Raw genomic sequence first — 14,575 nt, forward strand, 5'->3', positions numbered from 1 at the left:
CCGCGAGGCCTCAGAGGCTGACGCCGACCGTCACCGGTTCGTTGACGAGGGTCACGCCGAAGGCCTCGCGCACCCCGGCCACGACCTCGCGGGCGAGGGCGAGCAGGTCCTCGGTCGTGGCCTCGCCCCGGTTGGTGAGGGCGAGGGTGTGCTTGGTGGAGATGCGGGCCGGTCCGGTGCCGTACCCCTTGGTGAAACCTGCCTTGTCGATCAGCCAGGCGGCCGAGGTCTTGGTCCGCCCGTCGCCCGACGGGTAGGCGGGCGGGGCGGTGTCCGGGCCCAGGCGCTCGGCGGCGCGGGCGAGGAGCTGCGCGTACTGGTGCTCGTCGAGCTCCGGGTTGGTGAAGAAGGAGCCGGCGGACCAGGTGTCGTGGTCCTCGGGGTCCAGCACCATGCCCTTGCCCGCGCGCAGGGCGAGGACGGTCTCCCGGGCGGCGGCGGCCGGGACCCGGTCGCCGGGCTCGACGCCGAGGGTGCGGGCCATCTCCGCGTACTTGACGGGCGCCGACAGCCCCGCCGCGTCCTCCAGCTCGAAGCGGACCCGCAGGACGACGTACCGGTCGGGGTGGTGCTTGAAGGTGCTGTGCCGGTAGGAGAAGCCGCACGCGGCGTTGGAGAGGGTGACCGTCTCCCCGGAGCGCCGGTCGTAGGCGACGACCTCGCTGATGGTGGCGGCGACCTCCTGGCCGTACGCCCCGACGTTCTGGATCGGCGTGGCACCGGCGGAGCCGGGGATTCCGGCGAGGCACTCGATGCCCGCGAGCCCGGCTTCGACGGTACGGGCGACGGCGTCGGTCCAGACTTCTCCCGCCGCGAGTTCGAGGCGGGTGCCGGCGAGCTCGAAGCCGGTGGTGGCGACGCGCAGGGCGGTGCCGTCGAAGCCCTTGTCGCCGATGACCAGGTTGGAGCCGCCGCCGACGATCAGCAGCGGGGTGCCCGCGTCGTCGGCCTCGCGGACGGCCGCGATCACCTCGGCGTCGGTCGTCGCGGTGACGAGCCGGGTGGCCGGGCCGCCGAGCCGGAAGGTGGTCAGGGGGGCGAGGGGGGCGTCGTGGAGTACCTGCACGGGACCAGAGTACGGGCCCCGGTCCCGCCCGCCCCGCCGCTCGGGCGGGGTGGCAGCGACCGGGGCCCGTACGGCGACCGGGGCGGCGGTCAGACCGGGACGCCGACGGCCGGGGCGGCGGACTCGGCCTCCGGCACCGGCGGTGCGCCGCGGCGGCGGCCCGGCACCAGCAGGGCGACCAGCGCGGCGAGCGCCACCACGCCGGCCCCGATCCAGACCGCGGGCACGGTCCCGTCGGTGAACTGCTGCGGGGAGCCGAAGCCGCCCCGCGCGGAGAAGACGGAGGCCAGTACGGCGACTCCGAGGGCGCCGCCGACCTCGCGCAGCGCGTTGTTGGCGCCGGAGGCGATGCCCTGCTCGCCGGGGCGGACGCTGGACATGACGAGTCCGGAGGCGGGCGCGAAGTACATCGCCATGCCGATGCCGCCGACGATCAGACCGGGCAGCTGGGCGGTGTAGGCGACGTCGGGACCGAGGACGCGGGCGAAGAGCGCGAGGCCCACCGCTTGGAGCGCGAGGCCGGTGACGACGATGGGGCGTCCGCCGAACCGGTCGCTGAGGTACCCGGCGACCGGCGCGACCAGGATCGGCATGCCGGTCCAGGGCAGCATCCGCAGTCCGGCCTCGGTGGGCGAGTAGCCGAGGGCGCTCTGCAGGAACTGGCTGAGCAGGAAGATCGAGCCGAACATCCCGAGGAACATCAGCAGGCTCGCGATGTTGATGCCGAAGAAGGCCCGGCTGCGGAAGAGCCGCATGGGGAGCATCGGACGCTCCGCCCGGAAGCCGTGGACGACGAATCCGGCCAGCAGCAGGCCTCCGGCGATCAGGCCGGTGAGGACGGGCGCGCTGGTCCAGCCGTCGGAGTTGGCGCTGACGAGGGCGTACACGATCCCGAAGAGGCCGGAGCTGACCAGCAGGGTGCCCGGGACGTCGAGCCGGGCGTCGGGGGCGTACGACTCCGTCAGCCGCAGCCGGGCCAGCGGCAGCAGAACGAGGCCCACGGGCACGTTCAGCCAGAAGATCCACTGCCAGGAGAGGTGCTCGGTGATGCTGCCGCCGATCAGCGGGCCGCTCGCCACGGCGAGGCCGGTGACCGCGCTGTAGATGCCGAGCACTGCGCCCCGGCGCGCGGCCGGGACGGCCGCCGTGAGCAGCGTGAGGGTGAGCGGCATCATGATCGCGGCGCCTACGCCCTGGACCGCCCGGAAGGCGATGAGTTCGCCGATGCCGGGCGAGAGGGCCGCCGCGGCGGAGGCGCCGGTGAACACGGAGAGCCCGACGAGGAAGAGCCGGCGGCGGCCGAACCGGTCCCCCAGGGCGGCGCCCGTCATCAGGAGGACGGCGAAGGTGAGCGTGTAGGCGTTCACCGTCCATTCGAGCTCCTTCAGCCCGCCGCCGAGGCTCACGCGGATGGACGGCAGGGCCGTGGTCACGACGAGGTTGTCGAGCGCCGCCATGAAGCTGGCGAGGCTGGTGACGACGAGAGCCCAGAGGGCTCCCCCGCGCAGGGCGGTGGGCGTGGGCTGGTTCATTCTTCCCCCCGATGACGATGATTAGTTATTGATGACTAACTTTCGCGGACAGAGAGCGGGACGCCCTCCGGACGCGGTGTCCGCGACCCCGGACGCGGTGTCCGCGACCCCGGACACGGTGTGCACGGGCCCCGGACGCGCCGTTTCTCAGGCGGGGGCCGGCCCGGAGCCGGCCCCGGTGGCGTCGGCCTCGCCGGCCCTGTCGGTCTCGCCGGACATCGGGCGGGCGGTCTCCCAGAAGCCGGACCACACCCGGTGGCCGGCCGGGAAGCCGAGCGAGGCCAGGGTGTTCATGAGCATGCCGTGGGCGAAGTAGTTCTTGGTCTGCTCGATGTCCGCGCCGAGGGCGAGGTGGATCGTGTCCCACATCCGCTCCCAGGCGGCCCGCACCGAGGCCCCGAACTCGTGGTCCCCGGACGCCTCCGCCGCCGCGACGGCCGCGTACATCTGCATCTGCATCAGCAGCTTGTCGGGGTCGCCGGAGATCAGCCCCCCGTACTCGGCGGCCATGCCCTGCGCGACGCACTCGCCCTCGCGGCCCTCCCCCGCCTTGAGAAGGACCTCCAGGGTCTCGGCCAGACAGCGCTCCGCGGCGGCGAGGAACATCGCCTGCTTGTTCGGGAAGAGGCGGAAGAGGTACGGCTGCGAGACGCCGACGCGCCGGGCGATCGCCTCGGTGGAGGTCCCGTCGTACCCGCCGCGGGCGAACTCGGTGATCGCCGCCCGGATGACGCTCTCGCGCCGCTCGTCCGCACTCATCCTTGCCATGGAAAGTAAGTTAGTACTCAATCACTAACTGGTCAACGGAGATGGCGCCCCGGACACGCGGAAGGGGCACCCGCCGAAGCGGATGCCCCTTCCCGTGCGCCTGGTGGCGGGCCGTACGGCGCGGGCTCAGGCGAGGCGGACCACGGCGCGGGACATGCCCAGCACCTTCTGGCCGTCGCACACGGCGACCAGGTCGACCCGGACCTGGTTGTCGTCCAGCTTGGCGGCGACCTTGCCGCTGACCTCGATCAGCGCACCCTTGTCGTCGTTCGGCACGACCACCGGCTTGGTGAAGCGCACGCCGTACTCGACGACCGCACCCGGGTCGCCGGCCCAGTCCGTGACCACCCGGACCGCCTCGGCCATCGTGAACATGCCGTGCGCGATGACGTCCGGCAGCCCGACCTCGACCGCGAACTTCTCGTTCCAGTGGATCGGGTTGAAGTCGCCGGACGCGCCCGCGTACCGCACCAGCGAGGCCCGGGTGACCGGGAAGGAGCGGGACGGCAGCTCCGTACCGACCTCGACCGACTCGTAAGCGACCTTCGCCGACATCACGCCTCCTCGGCGGCTCGCGCCACCAGCTTCGTCCAGGCCGTCACGACGTGGGCGCCGGACTCGTCCTGGACCTCACCGCGGATGTCCAGGATGTCGTTCCCGGCCATCGACTTGATCCGCTCGATCGTCGAGGTGACCGTCAGCCGGTCCCCCGCCCGCACCGGGCGCGTGTAGGCGAACTTCTGGTCGCCGTGCACGACCCGGCTGTAGTCGAGCCCCAGCTGCGGGTCCTCGACGACCTGCCCGGCGGCCTTGAACGTGATGGAGAAGACGAAGGTGGGCGGCGCGATCACGTCCGGGTGACCGAGCGCACGGGCCGCCTCCGCGTCGACGTACGCCGGATGGGTGTCACCCACCGCCTCGGCGAACTCGCGGATCTTCTCCCGGCCGACCTCGTACGCCGGGGTGGGCGGATAGGTCCGCCCCACGAAGGACTGGTCGAGCGCCATGAGCTCGCTACCTCCTGATCAAGTGAAAAAAAGGGGTCGAGGGAAGTCGATGGAACCAACCCACGACCCCATACAACGACACGAGGCCGCCCCCAGTGGGGACGGCCTCGTGTACGAGCCTGTTTCAGCGCGTTTCGCGGTGCGCGGTGTGCGAGTTGCAGCGCGGGCAGTGCTTCTTCATCTCAAGACGGTCCGGGTTGTTACGCCGGTTCTTCTTGGTGATGTAGTTCCGCTCCTTGCACTCCACGCAGGCCAGCGTGATCTTCGGGCGGACGTCGGTGGCAGCCACGTGAGTGCTCCTAAGACGGACGGATGGACGGATGAACGCATAAAAGAGTAGCCGATCGAAGGACCGACCCCACAATCGGCTACCGTTTGTAGCGGTGACCGGACTTGAACCGGTGACACAGCGATTATGAGCCGCTTGCTCTACCGACTGAGCTACACCGCTTTGATGAAAAGGTCCCCCTGCCGAAGCAGGGTTTCCCGATCACCAGAGCCCCAATGCGGAATCGAACCGCAGACCTTCTCCTTACCATGGAGACGCTCTACCGACTGAGCTATTGGGGCGAGCGAGGAAGACATTACACGGTTCTCCGCCGATCCCCCAAATCCGTTTCCCCGACCCTCCTCGGGACCTCTCCCGGAGACACCCCCGAGCCCCCGCCAGGCCTCTGATCAGGGGCTGAACCCCGGGGCACGGAACCACGGCCGCCCCACGGAACCCCTCCGTCCGGGGCGTCCCGCCACACCTCGCCGGTATGACTATTTCGCTCCTCCCTGGGACAGGTCGGACTCCGCCCTAGGCTCGGGCCGGTTCGATCTTGAAAACGGCCGTTCCGGCGGTGCTCCGGCACCGTTCCGGCGGCTGCCGGGGCGTGGCGGGACCCCCGCCCCTCAGTGGCGAGACCACCACCCCTCCCCAGGAGCGCGATGCCCGACAGCCGGCCGAGGCGGCCCGACCACGACCCGGCGGACGGCCCCGGCGCGGCCCCCGAACCGCTCCTGCTGTGCGGCGCACGGCTCGCCGACGGCCGCCCGGTGGACGTACGCGTGGCGGGGGCGCGGATCGAGGCCGTCGGGGACCCCGGCAGCCTCGGCACCCGGGGCGCCCGGGTCGACCTGCGCGGCTACCTGCTGCTCCCCGCCCCCGCCGAACCCCACGCCCACGGCGACACCGCCCTCACCGCCTCCGACTGCGACGGCGACCCCCGCGGCCCCCAGGACCTGCGCAGGCGCGCCACCGAGGCCGCCCTGCTCCAGCTGGGCCACGGCGCGACCGCGCTGCGCACCCACGTCCGGGTGGGCGGCACCCAGGGCCTCGCGCCGCTGGAGGCCGTCCTGCAGGCCCGGTACGCGCTGCGCGGGCTGACCGACCTCACGCCCGTGGCGGTCCCCCGGCGCCTCACCGGGGCCTCGGGCGCGGACGGCACGGCCCTGCTCCGGGACGCGGTCGCGATGGGCGCGGGCGTGATCGGCGGGCGCCCGGACCTCGACCCCGACCCGGACGGGCACGCGGAGCGGGCCCTCACCGTCGCCGCCGAGCACGGGCTCCCGGTGGACCTGCACACGGACGCCTCCGACCCCGCCCGGCTGGCCCGGTTCGCCGCGATGGCGGCCGAGCTGCGGGCGGGGCCCACGGCCGGCCCGGGGACGGAGGCGGGACCCTCGCCGCAGGGCCCGCGGGTCACCGTCGGCCCCTGCGGCGGCCTCTCGCGGCTGCCGCCGGAGACCGCGCGACAGGCGGCCCGTCAACTCGCCGCGGCCGGCGTGGCGGTGGTCTGCCTGCCCCAAGGCTGCTGCTCGGGCACGAAGCGCCGACTCACCGCCCCCGTACGCCTGTTGAGGGCGGCCGGAGTGAGCGTGGCGGCGGGCAGCGGGGCGTTGCGCGACACGGTCAACCCGGTCGGGCGCGGGGACCCGCTGGAGGCGGCGTACCTGCTGGCCTCCCAGCACGGACTGCCCGTCAGGACCGCCTACGACGCCGTCGCGAACACCGCCCGGCAGACGATGGGGCTGCCCGAAGTGCGGGTGGAGGCGGGCGCCCCGGCCGAACTCCTCGCCGTGCGCGGCGACGGCCTCGCGGGCGCGCTCTCGCTCGCGTACAGCCGGATCGTGGTGCACCGGGGGCGGATCGTCGCCCGGACGAGCGCGGTGCGCGAGTACTGCGACACGGAGCTTCCGGAGCCGTACGGACTGCCCCGCCAGGGCAGACCGGGCCCCGGTCCCGGACCGGCCCAGGACTGACCTTCGGGCGCGCTCCCGGCGGGCGGGCCCGCTCCGGCGTACGGTCGTGACCATGCGCATTGTCATCGCAGGTGGACATGGTCAGATCGCACTGCGGCTGGAGCGCCTGCTCGCCGCGCGCGGGGACGAGGCGGTCGGCATCGTCCGCGATCCGGGTCAACGCGGGGACTTGGAGGCGGTGGGCGCCCGAGCGGCCGTGCTGGACCTCGAATCGGCCTCCGTCGACGAGGTCGCCGAGGTGCTCGGGGGCGCCGACGCCGTGGTCTTCGCGGCGGGCGCCGGCCCGAACAGCGGCGCCGCGCGCAAGGACACGGTGGACCGGGCGGCAGCGGTGCTCCTCGCCGACGCGGCTGAACGCGCGGGCGTACGGCGCTACGTCATGGTCTCGGCCATGGGCGCCGACGCCTCGCACCCCGGCGACGAGGTCTTCGACGTGTACCTGCGGGCGAAGGGCGCGGCGGACGACGCCGTGCGGGCGCGCCCCGGCCTCGACTGGACGGTCCTCCGCCCCGGCCTTCTCACCGACGACGCCGGCACCGGCCTGGTCCTGCTCTCCCCGTCAACCGGCCGGGGCCCGGTCCCCCGCGACGACGTGGCGGCGGCCCTCGCCGAGCTGCTGGACACCCCGAGCACGGCGGGCCTGACCCTGGAGCTGATCTCGGGCAACGTGCCGGTGGCGGTCGCGGCGAAGAACGTGTCGGGGAACTGAGGGTCCGGGCACCCGGGAGCGCCCCGGGCACCCAACGGGCCGCCGTGGCCCGTGCCGTGGCGCTTGCGAGGGCGTGGGACAGCTGCCCCGCGCCCTCGCCGGGCCCATGGATCAATCGCTCTGCAGGGTCTCCGGAGCCGACGGGAAGACGACGCGGCCGACGCCGGTGTCGACCACGGCCTTGTCCTCGGGCAGCATCGTTTCGGCGAGGCTCTTCCAGGCAGCGGAAACGAGCTGCCCCAATCCCGGGAGAGACGACGACCCGAGGGCACCGCGTGAGCGGCTGCGCGCCAGATTCCGTGGCTGCCAGTCCCCGGCCGATCGTCGACGCCTGCTGTTCAGCGGTGGTGACGTCTCGATCTGGAGCATGTGCTCCAGGGCGAGTCCGCAGTTCTTCATTCCCATTTCGCGCACCGCCGTCCGCTCGCCCGCGGGCGCTGCGGGGAGCAGCAAGGGCCAGCGGATCACCACGACCCTCTCCCAGAGTTCGGGCGGAAGCGTGTTGGCCAGATGATGGCTCTCCCCCACCGGCAGATCCCGCAGCCGACGACCGGCGTCCTGGGTCTGGCCCACGTAGCAGAGCCCGGCGCCGGAGGAAAAGACGCCGTACAGCACAGGACCCGTCGTCGCCGGTCCCTCACCCGCCGGCTCGGTCAGGAGCGCGCCGACACGATGCGCGAACCGGTAACGACGCTCCTGCCAGCTCGCCAGCAGGGGTGCGTCCCCGAGCAGCGTCGCCAGTGCAGATCGCCACGCGTCGTACGCATCTTCGTAGGTCTGGTCTTCCACGGGCTCCAGTCTGGGCCCGGCGCCGTGTCGCAGACCCGGGCGCCGGGCCCTTGAGACGGGCATCACGAGGCTCCGGACATGAAGAAAGCCCCCGTCCACATTGCTGTGGACGGGGGCTTCCCGTTCGGTGGCGGCGCCAGGGTTCGAACCTGGGTAGGCTGAGCCGGCAGATTTACAGTCTGCTCCCTTTGGCCACTCGGGCACACCGCCTCGAACATCACTTCGGGGCCCCGCTGGGGAACTCCTTGGCGACGACGTAAACGATACCTGATGCTCAGGGGTGCTCCGCCACTCGATTGATCAGCGTCCGGACGCGGGGTCAGCCTTTAGGCTTTCTCCTGCATCGCATTGCATCCCACGCTTACGACCGATCACGACGCAAGGAGCCACACGTCATGGCCGACTCCAGTTTCGACATCGTCTCGAAGGTCGAGCGGCAGGAGGTCGACAACGCCCTCAACCAGGCCGCCAAGGAGATCTCCACGCGCTACGACTTCAAGGGCACCGGCGCGTCGATCGCCTGGTCCGGCGAGAAGATCCTGATGGAGGCGAGCGGCGAGGAGCGCGTCAAGGCGATCCTCGACATCTTCGAGACCAAGCTGGTCAAGCGGGGCATCTCGCTGAAGTCGCTGGACGCCGGCGAGCCGCAGCTCTCCGGCAAGGAGTACAAGATCTTCGCCACCATCGAGGAAGGCATCTCCCAGGAGAACGCCAAGAAGGTCGCCAAGGTCATCCGCGACGAGGGCCCCAAGGGCGTCAAGGCGCAGGTCCAGGGCGACGAGCTGCGGGTCAGCTCGAAGAGCCGCGACGACCTCCAGGCGGTCCAGGCGCTGCTCAAGGGCAAGGACTTCGACTTCGCCCTGCAGTACGTCAACTACCGGTGACGGACGGACTGTTGCCCGTACTCCCGCGCAGGTCCTGAGGTTCCCCACGGCGGTGTCGTTCTCGGCACCGCCGTGAGCCGTGTCCGGGGGCGGGGCGCGTGCGCCGGATGCCTGATGTCGGATTTCCGCCAGCCGGACCGTGCGCCGGTGACGCAGACTCGTAGGTGCGGGACCACCACCGGGACCACTCCGGGACCACCACCGGGACAGGGTCGCGCGCGAGAGGGATGACGGTCGATGGGCACGGTGTACACGAGGTTCGACAGCCCGCTGGGCGAGCTGCTGCTGGTCGGCGACGAGGCGTCCGGGGGCCTGCTCTCCGTGTCCGTACCGGGTCAGAAGGGCGGGGCGGTCGTCCTGGCGGGGTGGCGGGAGGCACCGGAGGCCTTCGCGGAGGTCCGGGCGCAGCTCTCGGCGTACTTCGCGGGGCGGCTGACGCGTTTCGAGCTGCGGTACGCGCCGGGGGCCGGGACGGAGTTCCAGCGGCGGGTCTGGGGGGCGCTGGAGGACATCCCGTACGGCAGGACGGTGTCGTACGGCTGGGTGGCGGAACGGGTCGGCGTCGCGGGGGCCGGGGTACGGGCCGTGGGCACCGCGATCGGGCGCAATCCGCTGCTGGTGGTGCGGCCGTGCCACCGGGTGATCGGCGCGGACGGCTCGCTGCGCGGGTACGCGGGCGGGCCGGAGCGCAAGGAGCGGCTGCTGACGTTCGAGGGCGCCTGGGCCGACGGCCGGGCGACGGGGCGGGGTGCGGGGGAAGAGCCGGTGGGGCGAGCCACCGTGCGGGGCTGACCGTGGCGGCGGGACTCTTCCCGAGGGAGCGGCGGACCGTCGCTCCCGGGGCGGTGCACGTGCCGGGGTGGCTGTCGGTGGAGCGGCAGCGGGAGCTGGTGGTGGCCTGCCGGGAGTGGGCGCGGGGGCCGGTGCCGCTGCGGCGCACGGAGCTGCCGGGCGGCGGGGTGATGTCGGTGCGCACGGTGTGCCTGGGCTGGCACTGGCGGCCGTACCGCTACGTCCGCACCGCCGACGACGTGAACGGCGCGCGGGTGGCGGACTTCCCCGGGTGGCTGGCGGAGCTTGGCCGGGCGGCGGTGGCCGAGGCGTACGAGGACGAGGCCGCGGGCCGGGCGTACGCGCCGGACGCGGGGCTGGTGAACTTCTACGACGCCACGGCCCGGATGGGCATGCACCAGGACCGGGAGGAGCTTTCCGGGGCACCGGTGGTGTCGCTCAGCATCGGCGACACCTGCGTCTTCCGGTTCGGGAACACGGAGGACCGGGGGCGGCCCTGGACGGACGTGGAGCTGGAGTCCGGTGATCTCTTCGTGTTCGGCGGCCCGTCGCGTTTCGCGTTCCACGGGGTGCCGAAGGTGTACCCGGGGACGGCCGGCCCGGACACGGGGATGCGGGCCGGCCGGCTCAATCTGACGCTGCGGGAGACCGGTCTGGACGACCGGTGACCGGCGGGCGGGGCGGGGCGGGTCAGCGGCGTTCCCGGGAGTTGCCGAAGAGCAGCCGGTAGACGATGAGCAGCACCAGCGAGCCCGCGATGGCGGCCACCCAGGTCGCGAGGTCGAAGAAGTCGTCGTTGATGGGACGGTCGAGGAACTTCGCGGAGAGCCAGCCTCCGACGAATGCTCCGGCGATCCCGATGAGGGTCGTGATGATGATGCCGCCGGGATCGCGTCCCGGCAGCAGGATCTTGGCTATGACTCCGGCGACAAGCCCGAGGATGATCCACGCGATGATGCCCATGTGACCCGCCTACCCCTTTCCTGGTGACGGAATCAGGGACGCGCGCGGGCTCGGATCGGTTGCCCGGCAGGTCTTGCCGGAGGCCGGCGCTACCGGGCGGCGAAGGGCTGGTCGGTGGGGACGACCTCCTTGCCGAACGGCATCAGCGACACCGGGATCAGCTTGAAGTTCGCGAGGGCCAGCGGGATGCCGATGATGGTGACGAAGAGCGCGATGCCGGTGACGATGTGGCCGAGCGCCAGCCACCAGCCGGCGAGGACCAGCCAGAGGACGTTGCCGACGCAGGAGGCACCGCCCGCGTCGCGGCGGTCGACCACCATGTAGCCGAAGGGCCAGAGGGCGTAGAGGCCGATGCGGAACGCGGCCACGCCGAAGGGGATGCCGATGATCGTGATGCAGAGGACGAGTCCGGCGGCGAGGTAGCCGAGGCACATCCAGAACCCGCACAGGACCAGCCATATGACGTTCAGGATCGTCTTCACGGTCGATGACCTGCCATCTTCTCTAGTCGGGCGATGCGCTCCGCCATCGGCGGATGCGTCGAGAACATCCTGGACACGCCCTGGCCGGGCCGGAACGGGTTCGCGATCATCATGTGGCTCGCGGTCTCGATGCGCGGCTCGGACGGCAGCGGGAGCCGTTTGGTGCCCGCGTCGAGCTTGGCCAGGGCGCTCGCCAGGGCGAGCGGGTCCCCGGTGAGCTGGGCTCCGGAGGCGTCGGCCTCGTACTCGCGGGAGCGGCTCACGGCGAGCTGGATGACGGAGGCGGCGAGCGGGCCCAGGATCATCACCAGGAGCAGGCCGAAGATGCCGGGCCCCTCGTCGTCGCTGGAGCGGCCGACCGGGATCAGCCAGGCGAAGTTGACCAGGAACATCACGACGGAGGCGAGTGCTCCGGCGACGGAGGAGATCAGGATGTCGCGGTTGTAGACGTGGCTCAGCTCGTGGCCGAGGACCCCGCGCAGTTCGCGTTCGTCCAGGATCTGGAGGATGCCGTCGGTGCAGCAGACGGCGGCGTTGCGCGGGTTGCGTCCGGTGGCGAAGGCGTTGGGCGCCTGGGTGGGCGAGATGTAGAGCCGGGGCATCGGCTGGCGGGCGGCGGTCGAGAGCTCGCGCACGATGCGGTAGATCGTGGGGGCCTCGAACTCGCTGACGGGACGCGCCCGCATCGCCCGCAGGGCCAGCTTGTCGCTGTTCCAGTACGCGTAGGCGTTGGTGGCGACCGCCACGAGGAGCGCGACGATCAGGCCCGTACGCCCGAAGAAGCTGCCGATGACAATGATCAGTGCGGACAGGCCGCCGAGGAGTACGGCGGTCTTCAGCCCGTTGTGCCGGCGGTGCACGGTACGCCCTCCAAATGGTGCAGCAGGGGAACCCTTGCTCGATAGGGGTCCACTTCTCAGTGGAGCTTCCCGCTCTGGTCAACGCCAGGCGAGGTGAGCTAGTTCCCTTGTGCGCGAGCCCGGAGGGCGGGGCCCGCACGGCTGTACGGGGGCGGAGCACCGTGGAGGACCCGGGTGAGCCGTACGGGTGGCGCGGGCGCCCCCGGCGGGCTCCCGGGGGCCGTCAGTGCTGGGCGGGGAGCTTCTGGGTCCCCACGGGCTTCCCGGTGATCCGCTCGGCGAGCGCCACGGCGGCGGGGTCGGGCTCGACCTCACTGGTGCAGTGGCCGCAGCGCGAGGCGATGGCCGGGATGGCGGTGTAGCAGCGCGGGCAGTCGCGCAGGGCCGCCTTGATGTCGGCGGGCTCGTCGGTCTTCTTCGCGGTGAAGCGGTCCTGGACCTTCTGCATGGGGACGACGACGCAGAAGTAGAGCACGGCGGCGGTGATCAGGAAGGCGATGGCGGCGGCGATGAACAGGCCGTACGGGAAGGTGACGCCCTCGACGTCGAACGACGCCTTGTTGAAGTCGCCGGTGCCCCGGGTGATGACGCCGATGAGCGGCACGATGAAGGCGTTGCTGAATCCGGTGACGACGGCGGTGAAGGCCGCTCCCACGGCGAGGCCGATCGCCATGGAGATGACGTTGCCCCGCAGGATGAAGTCCTTGAATCCGTTCAGCACTGCGCTGTCTCCCTCGTTCCGCTCGTCGCGCTCCCCCGCATCCGGGCCCCTGCCCGGTGCGTGATGCCTGCACGCAGACCCTGCCCTGTCCCGGCCCGCCGGGGCAAACCACTGAGGTGAGGGCCGGGACGGCGGTCCGGGAACCGTCAGAAAAGCGTTCCGCCGGCGAACCTCAGAACGATCTGCGGCGCCCCGGAGAGGACGAGCGCGGCGGCGGCGGTGAGGACGAGCGCGGCGACGAGCGGGGCCGGGGCTGCGGCGTCACGGGCCTCCGCGACCACCGGGGCCGGGGCGGCCTCGGCCGGGCTCGGGGCGGCCTCCGTGCCCCGGAAGAGCAGCGCGGTCCACCGCAGGTAGTAGGCGAGGGCGATCACCACGTTGACGGCCATCACGACGGCGAGCCAGCCCAGCCCCGCGTCGACGGCGGACCGGAAGACGGTGACCTTGGCGAAGAGGCCGATGATGCCCGGCGGCAGTCCGGCCAGGCAGAGCAGGAAGAAGGCCAGCGCCAGGGCGGTCAGCGGGCTGCGGGCGTAGAGGTTCCGGTAGTCGGTGAGGCGGTTGCCGGGGCTCGTACGGGCGACGAGGGCGGCGACCGCGAAGGCGCCGAGGTTCACGACGGCGTACATCAGGGCGTACGCGACGGTGGAGCCCGCCTGGAGATCATCGGTGTACGCGCCCGCGGCGACCGGCACCAGGAGGTAGCCGGCCTGGCCGACGGAGGACCAGGCGAGCAGGCGTACGGCGCTGCGGGAGCGGGCGGGGTCCTGGCGGAGGGCGGCGACGTTCCCGGCGGTCATGGTGAGCGCGGCGAGGACGGCGAGGGCCGGGCCCCACACGTCGGAGTAGCCCGGGAAGGCGACCGCGGTGACCAGGATCAGGCCCGAGAAGCCGACTGCCTTGCCGACGACGGAGAGGTACGCGGCGATGGGCAGCGGGGCGCCGACGTAGGTGTCGGGGACCCAGAAGTGGAAGGGCGCGGCGGCGGTCTTGAAGGCGAAGCCGACGAGGGTGAGCGCCACGCCCGTCCCCGCGAGGGTGGTGAACCGGGCGGGTACGTCGTCCAGGGCGTGGGAGAGCTCGGTGAGGTGGGTGGTACCGGTGGCCGCGTACACGAAGCTGACGCCGAGGAGCATCACGGCGGTCGCGGTGACGGACGACAGGAAGAACTTGAGGGCCGCCTCGGAGGAGCGGCGGTCGCCGCGCTTGATGCCGACGAGGGCGAAGGCCGGGAGCGAGGCGACTTCCAGGGCGACGACGAGGGTGATCAGGTCGCGGGAGGCGGGCAGCAGCGCGGCGCCGGAGGCCGAGGAGAGCAGCAGGAACCAGAACTCCCCGGCGGGCAGCTTCCGGGTGTCGTCGAGCGAGAGCAGCGCGGTGAGCAGCGCCCCGGCGAGGACCAGGGCCTGGATCACGAGGGCGAAGTCGTCGGCGGTGTAGCTGCACGCCCGCGCCCCGCCGGGGCCGTCGGCGGCCACGCAGAAGGTGGAGCGGTTGTCGCCCCACAGCGGGACCAGGGCGGCGAGGGCGACGACGAGCCCGGCGACGGTGGCGTACCCGAGGAGCGGCTTGTGGCGCTCGGCCAGGAAGAGGTCGGCGACGAGGACGGCGAGGGCCAGTACCGCGACGACGAGCGGGGGTGCGACGGCGAGCCAGTCGACGGACTGGACGAGGCTCGCGGCCGTCTCCACCGCCGGTGCTCCGGCCGGGCCCGCCGGGGCGGGGCCCGGGGCCGCTTGGACGGCGGCGGTCACG

17 protein-coding genes and 3 tRNA genes are annotated in these 14,575 nt (G+C 72.3%); 5 read left to right on the forward strand and 15 right to left on the reverse strand.

Going from position 1 to position 14,575, the window contains the following annotated elements; translation table 11 throughout:
- Positions 1 to 10: 10 nt before the first annotated feature.
- The 8 genes from ACFWEE_RS10190 to ACFWEE_RS10225 all read right to left on the reverse strand — a co-directional run bounded on the left by ACFWEE_RS10190 (position 11) and on the right by ACFWEE_RS10225 (position 4,943).
- The gene (locus ACFWEE_RS10190) at positions 11 to 1,066 is read right to left on the reverse strand and encodes a UDP-N-acetylmuramate dehydrogenase (RefSeq protein WP_386888076.1); all 1,056 of its coding nucleotides are present in this window, start codon (positions 1,064 to 1,066) and stop codon (positions 11 to 13) included.
- 89 nt (positions 1,067 to 1,155) lie between these two features.
- Positions 1,156 to 2,598 (reverse strand): DHA2 family efflux MFS transporter permease subunit, encoded by a 1,443-nt coding sequence (locus tag ACFWEE_RS10195; RefSeq protein ID WP_386888078.1) that lies wholly within the window; start codon positions 2,596 to 2,598, stop codon positions 1,156 to 1,158.
- A 147-nt stretch (positions 2,599 to 2,745) separates the two neighbouring features.
- On the reverse strand, positions 2,746 to 3,357 hold the full coding sequence (locus ACFWEE_RS10200) for a TetR/AcrR family transcriptional regulator (RefSeq protein ID WP_386888193.1): 612 nt from the start codon (positions 3,355 to 3,357) through the stop codon (positions 2,746 to 2,748).
- A gap of 135 nt (positions 3,358 to 3,492) precedes the next feature.
- Positions 3,493 to 3,921, reverse strand: coding sequence for a MaoC family dehydratase (locus ACFWEE_RS10205; RefSeq protein WP_386888080.1), 429 nt, complete (start codon positions 3,919 to 3,921; stop codon positions 3,493 to 3,495).
- Positions 3,921 to 4,373 (reverse strand): MaoC family dehydratase N-terminal domain-containing protein, encoded by a 453-nt coding sequence (locus ACFWEE_RS10210; RefSeq protein ID WP_386888082.1) that lies wholly within the window; start codon positions 4,371 to 4,373, stop codon positions 3,921 to 3,923. Before ACFWEE_RS10210 ends, ACFWEE_RS10205 begins: the two co-directional genes overlap by 1 nt.
- A 124-nt stretch (positions 4,374 to 4,497) precedes the next feature.
- Positions 4,498 to 4,662 carry a 50S ribosomal protein L33 gene (gene rpmG, locus ACFWEE_RS10215; protein ID WP_003956487.1) on the reverse strand — a complete coding sequence of 55 codons (165 nt, stop codon included), beginning with the start codon at positions 4,660 to 4,662 and terminating at the stop codon, positions 4,498 to 4,500.
- An 89-nt stretch (positions 4,663 to 4,751) separates the two neighbouring features.
- Positions 4,752 to 4,824 (reverse strand) — tRNA-Met (locus tag ACFWEE_RS10220).
- Positions 4,825 to 4,870: 46 nt separating this feature from the next.
- Positions 4,871 to 4,943 (reverse strand) — tRNA-Thr (locus ACFWEE_RS10225).
- A 363-nt stretch (positions 4,944 to 5,306) separates the two neighbouring features.
- Here ACFWEE_RS10225 and ACFWEE_RS10230 point away from each other — a divergent pair.
- On the forward strand, positions 5,307 to 6,620 hold the full coding sequence (locus tag ACFWEE_RS10230) for an amidohydrolase family protein (RefSeq protein WP_386888083.1): 1,314 nt from the start codon (positions 5,307 to 5,309) through the stop codon (positions 6,618 to 6,620).
- Positions 6,621 to 6,672: 52 nt separating this feature from the next.
- Positions 6,673 to 7,329: an SDR family oxidoreductase gene (locus tag ACFWEE_RS10235; RefSeq protein WP_386888085.1), complete on the forward strand. Its 657-nt coding sequence runs from the start codon at positions 6,673 to 6,675 to the stop codon at positions 7,327 to 7,329.
- 111 nt (positions 7,330 to 7,440) lie between these two features.
- Here ACFWEE_RS10235 and ACFWEE_RS10240 read toward each other — a convergent pair whose 3' ends face one another.
- Positions 7,441 to 8,118, reverse strand: coding sequence for a hypothetical protein (locus tag ACFWEE_RS10240; RefSeq protein WP_386888087.1), 678 nt, complete (start codon positions 8,116 to 8,118; stop codon positions 7,441 to 7,443).
- Positions 8,119 to 8,246: 128 nt separating this feature from the next.
- A tRNA-Tyr gene (locus tag ACFWEE_RS10245) sits at positions 8,247 to 8,328 on the reverse strand.
- A 185-nt stretch (positions 8,329 to 8,513) separates the two neighbouring features.
- On the opposite strand from ACFWEE_RS10245, the gene ACFWEE_RS10250 reads away from it, so the two are divergent.
- The 3 genes from ACFWEE_RS10250 to ACFWEE_RS10260 all read left to right on the forward strand — a co-directional run bounded on the left by ACFWEE_RS10250 (position 8,514) and on the right by ACFWEE_RS10260 (position 10,462).
- Complete coding sequence (locus ACFWEE_RS10250; RefSeq protein ID WP_386888089.1) at positions 8,514 to 9,002, forward strand: YajQ family cyclic di-GMP-binding protein; 489 nt, start codon at positions 8,514 to 8,516, stop codon at positions 9,000 to 9,002.
- A gap of 237 nt (positions 9,003 to 9,239) precedes the next feature.
- Positions 9,240 to 9,794, forward strand: coding sequence for a methylated-DNA--[protein]-cysteine S-methyltransferase (locus tag ACFWEE_RS10255; RefSeq protein WP_386888090.1), 555 nt, complete (start codon positions 9,240 to 9,242; stop codon positions 9,792 to 9,794).
- A 2-nt stretch (positions 9,795 to 9,796) separates the two neighbouring features.
- A complete protein-coding gene (locus tag ACFWEE_RS10260) occupies positions 9,797 to 10,462 on the forward strand; it encodes an alpha-ketoglutarate-dependent dioxygenase AlkB family protein (RefSeq protein ID WP_386888093.1) in 666 nt (221 codons plus the stop codon).
- 22 nt (positions 10,463 to 10,484) lie between these two features.
- Here ACFWEE_RS10260 and ACFWEE_RS10265 read toward each other — a convergent pair whose 3' ends face one another.
- From ACFWEE_RS10265 to ACFWEE_RS10285, 5 genes are all read right to left on the reverse strand, one after another.
- A complete protein-coding gene (locus ACFWEE_RS10265; protein ID WP_386888094.1) occupies positions 10,485 to 10,757 on the reverse strand; it encodes a GlsB/YeaQ/YmgE family stress response membrane protein in 273 nt (90 codons plus the stop codon).
- Positions 10,758 to 10,846: 89 nt separating this feature from the next.
- A complete protein-coding gene (locus ACFWEE_RS10270; RefSeq protein ID WP_386888096.1) occupies positions 10,847 to 11,239 on the reverse strand; it encodes a YccF domain-containing protein in 393 nt (130 codons plus the stop codon).
- Positions 11,236 to 12,099: a zinc metalloprotease HtpX gene (htpX, locus tag ACFWEE_RS10275; protein ID WP_386888098.1), complete on the reverse strand. Its 864-nt coding sequence runs from the start codon at positions 12,097 to 12,099 to the stop codon at positions 11,236 to 11,238. The genes ACFWEE_RS10270 and htpX overlap by 4 nt, the downstream gene beginning before the upstream one ends.
- Positions 12,100 to 12,322: 223 nt before the next feature.
- Positions 12,323 to 12,820, reverse strand: a complete 498-nt coding sequence (gene mscL / locus ACFWEE_RS10280; RefSeq protein ID WP_386888100.1) for a large conductance mechanosensitive channel protein MscL — start codon at positions 12,818 to 12,820, stop codon at positions 12,323 to 12,325.
- A 146-nt stretch (positions 12,821 to 12,966) separates the two neighbouring features.
- Positions 12,967 to 14,574, reverse strand: a complete 1,608-nt coding sequence (locus ACFWEE_RS10285) for an NADH-quinone oxidoreductase subunit N (protein ID WP_386888195.1) — start codon at positions 14,572 to 14,574, stop codon at positions 12,967 to 12,969.
- Between the last annotated feature and the right edge of the window lies 1 nt (position 14,575).

The organism is Streptomyces sp. NPDC060184, assembly GCF_042728795.1.
Taxonomy (GTDB): domain Bacteria; phylum Actinomycetota; class Actinomycetes; order Streptomycetales; family Streptomycetaceae; genus Streptomyces.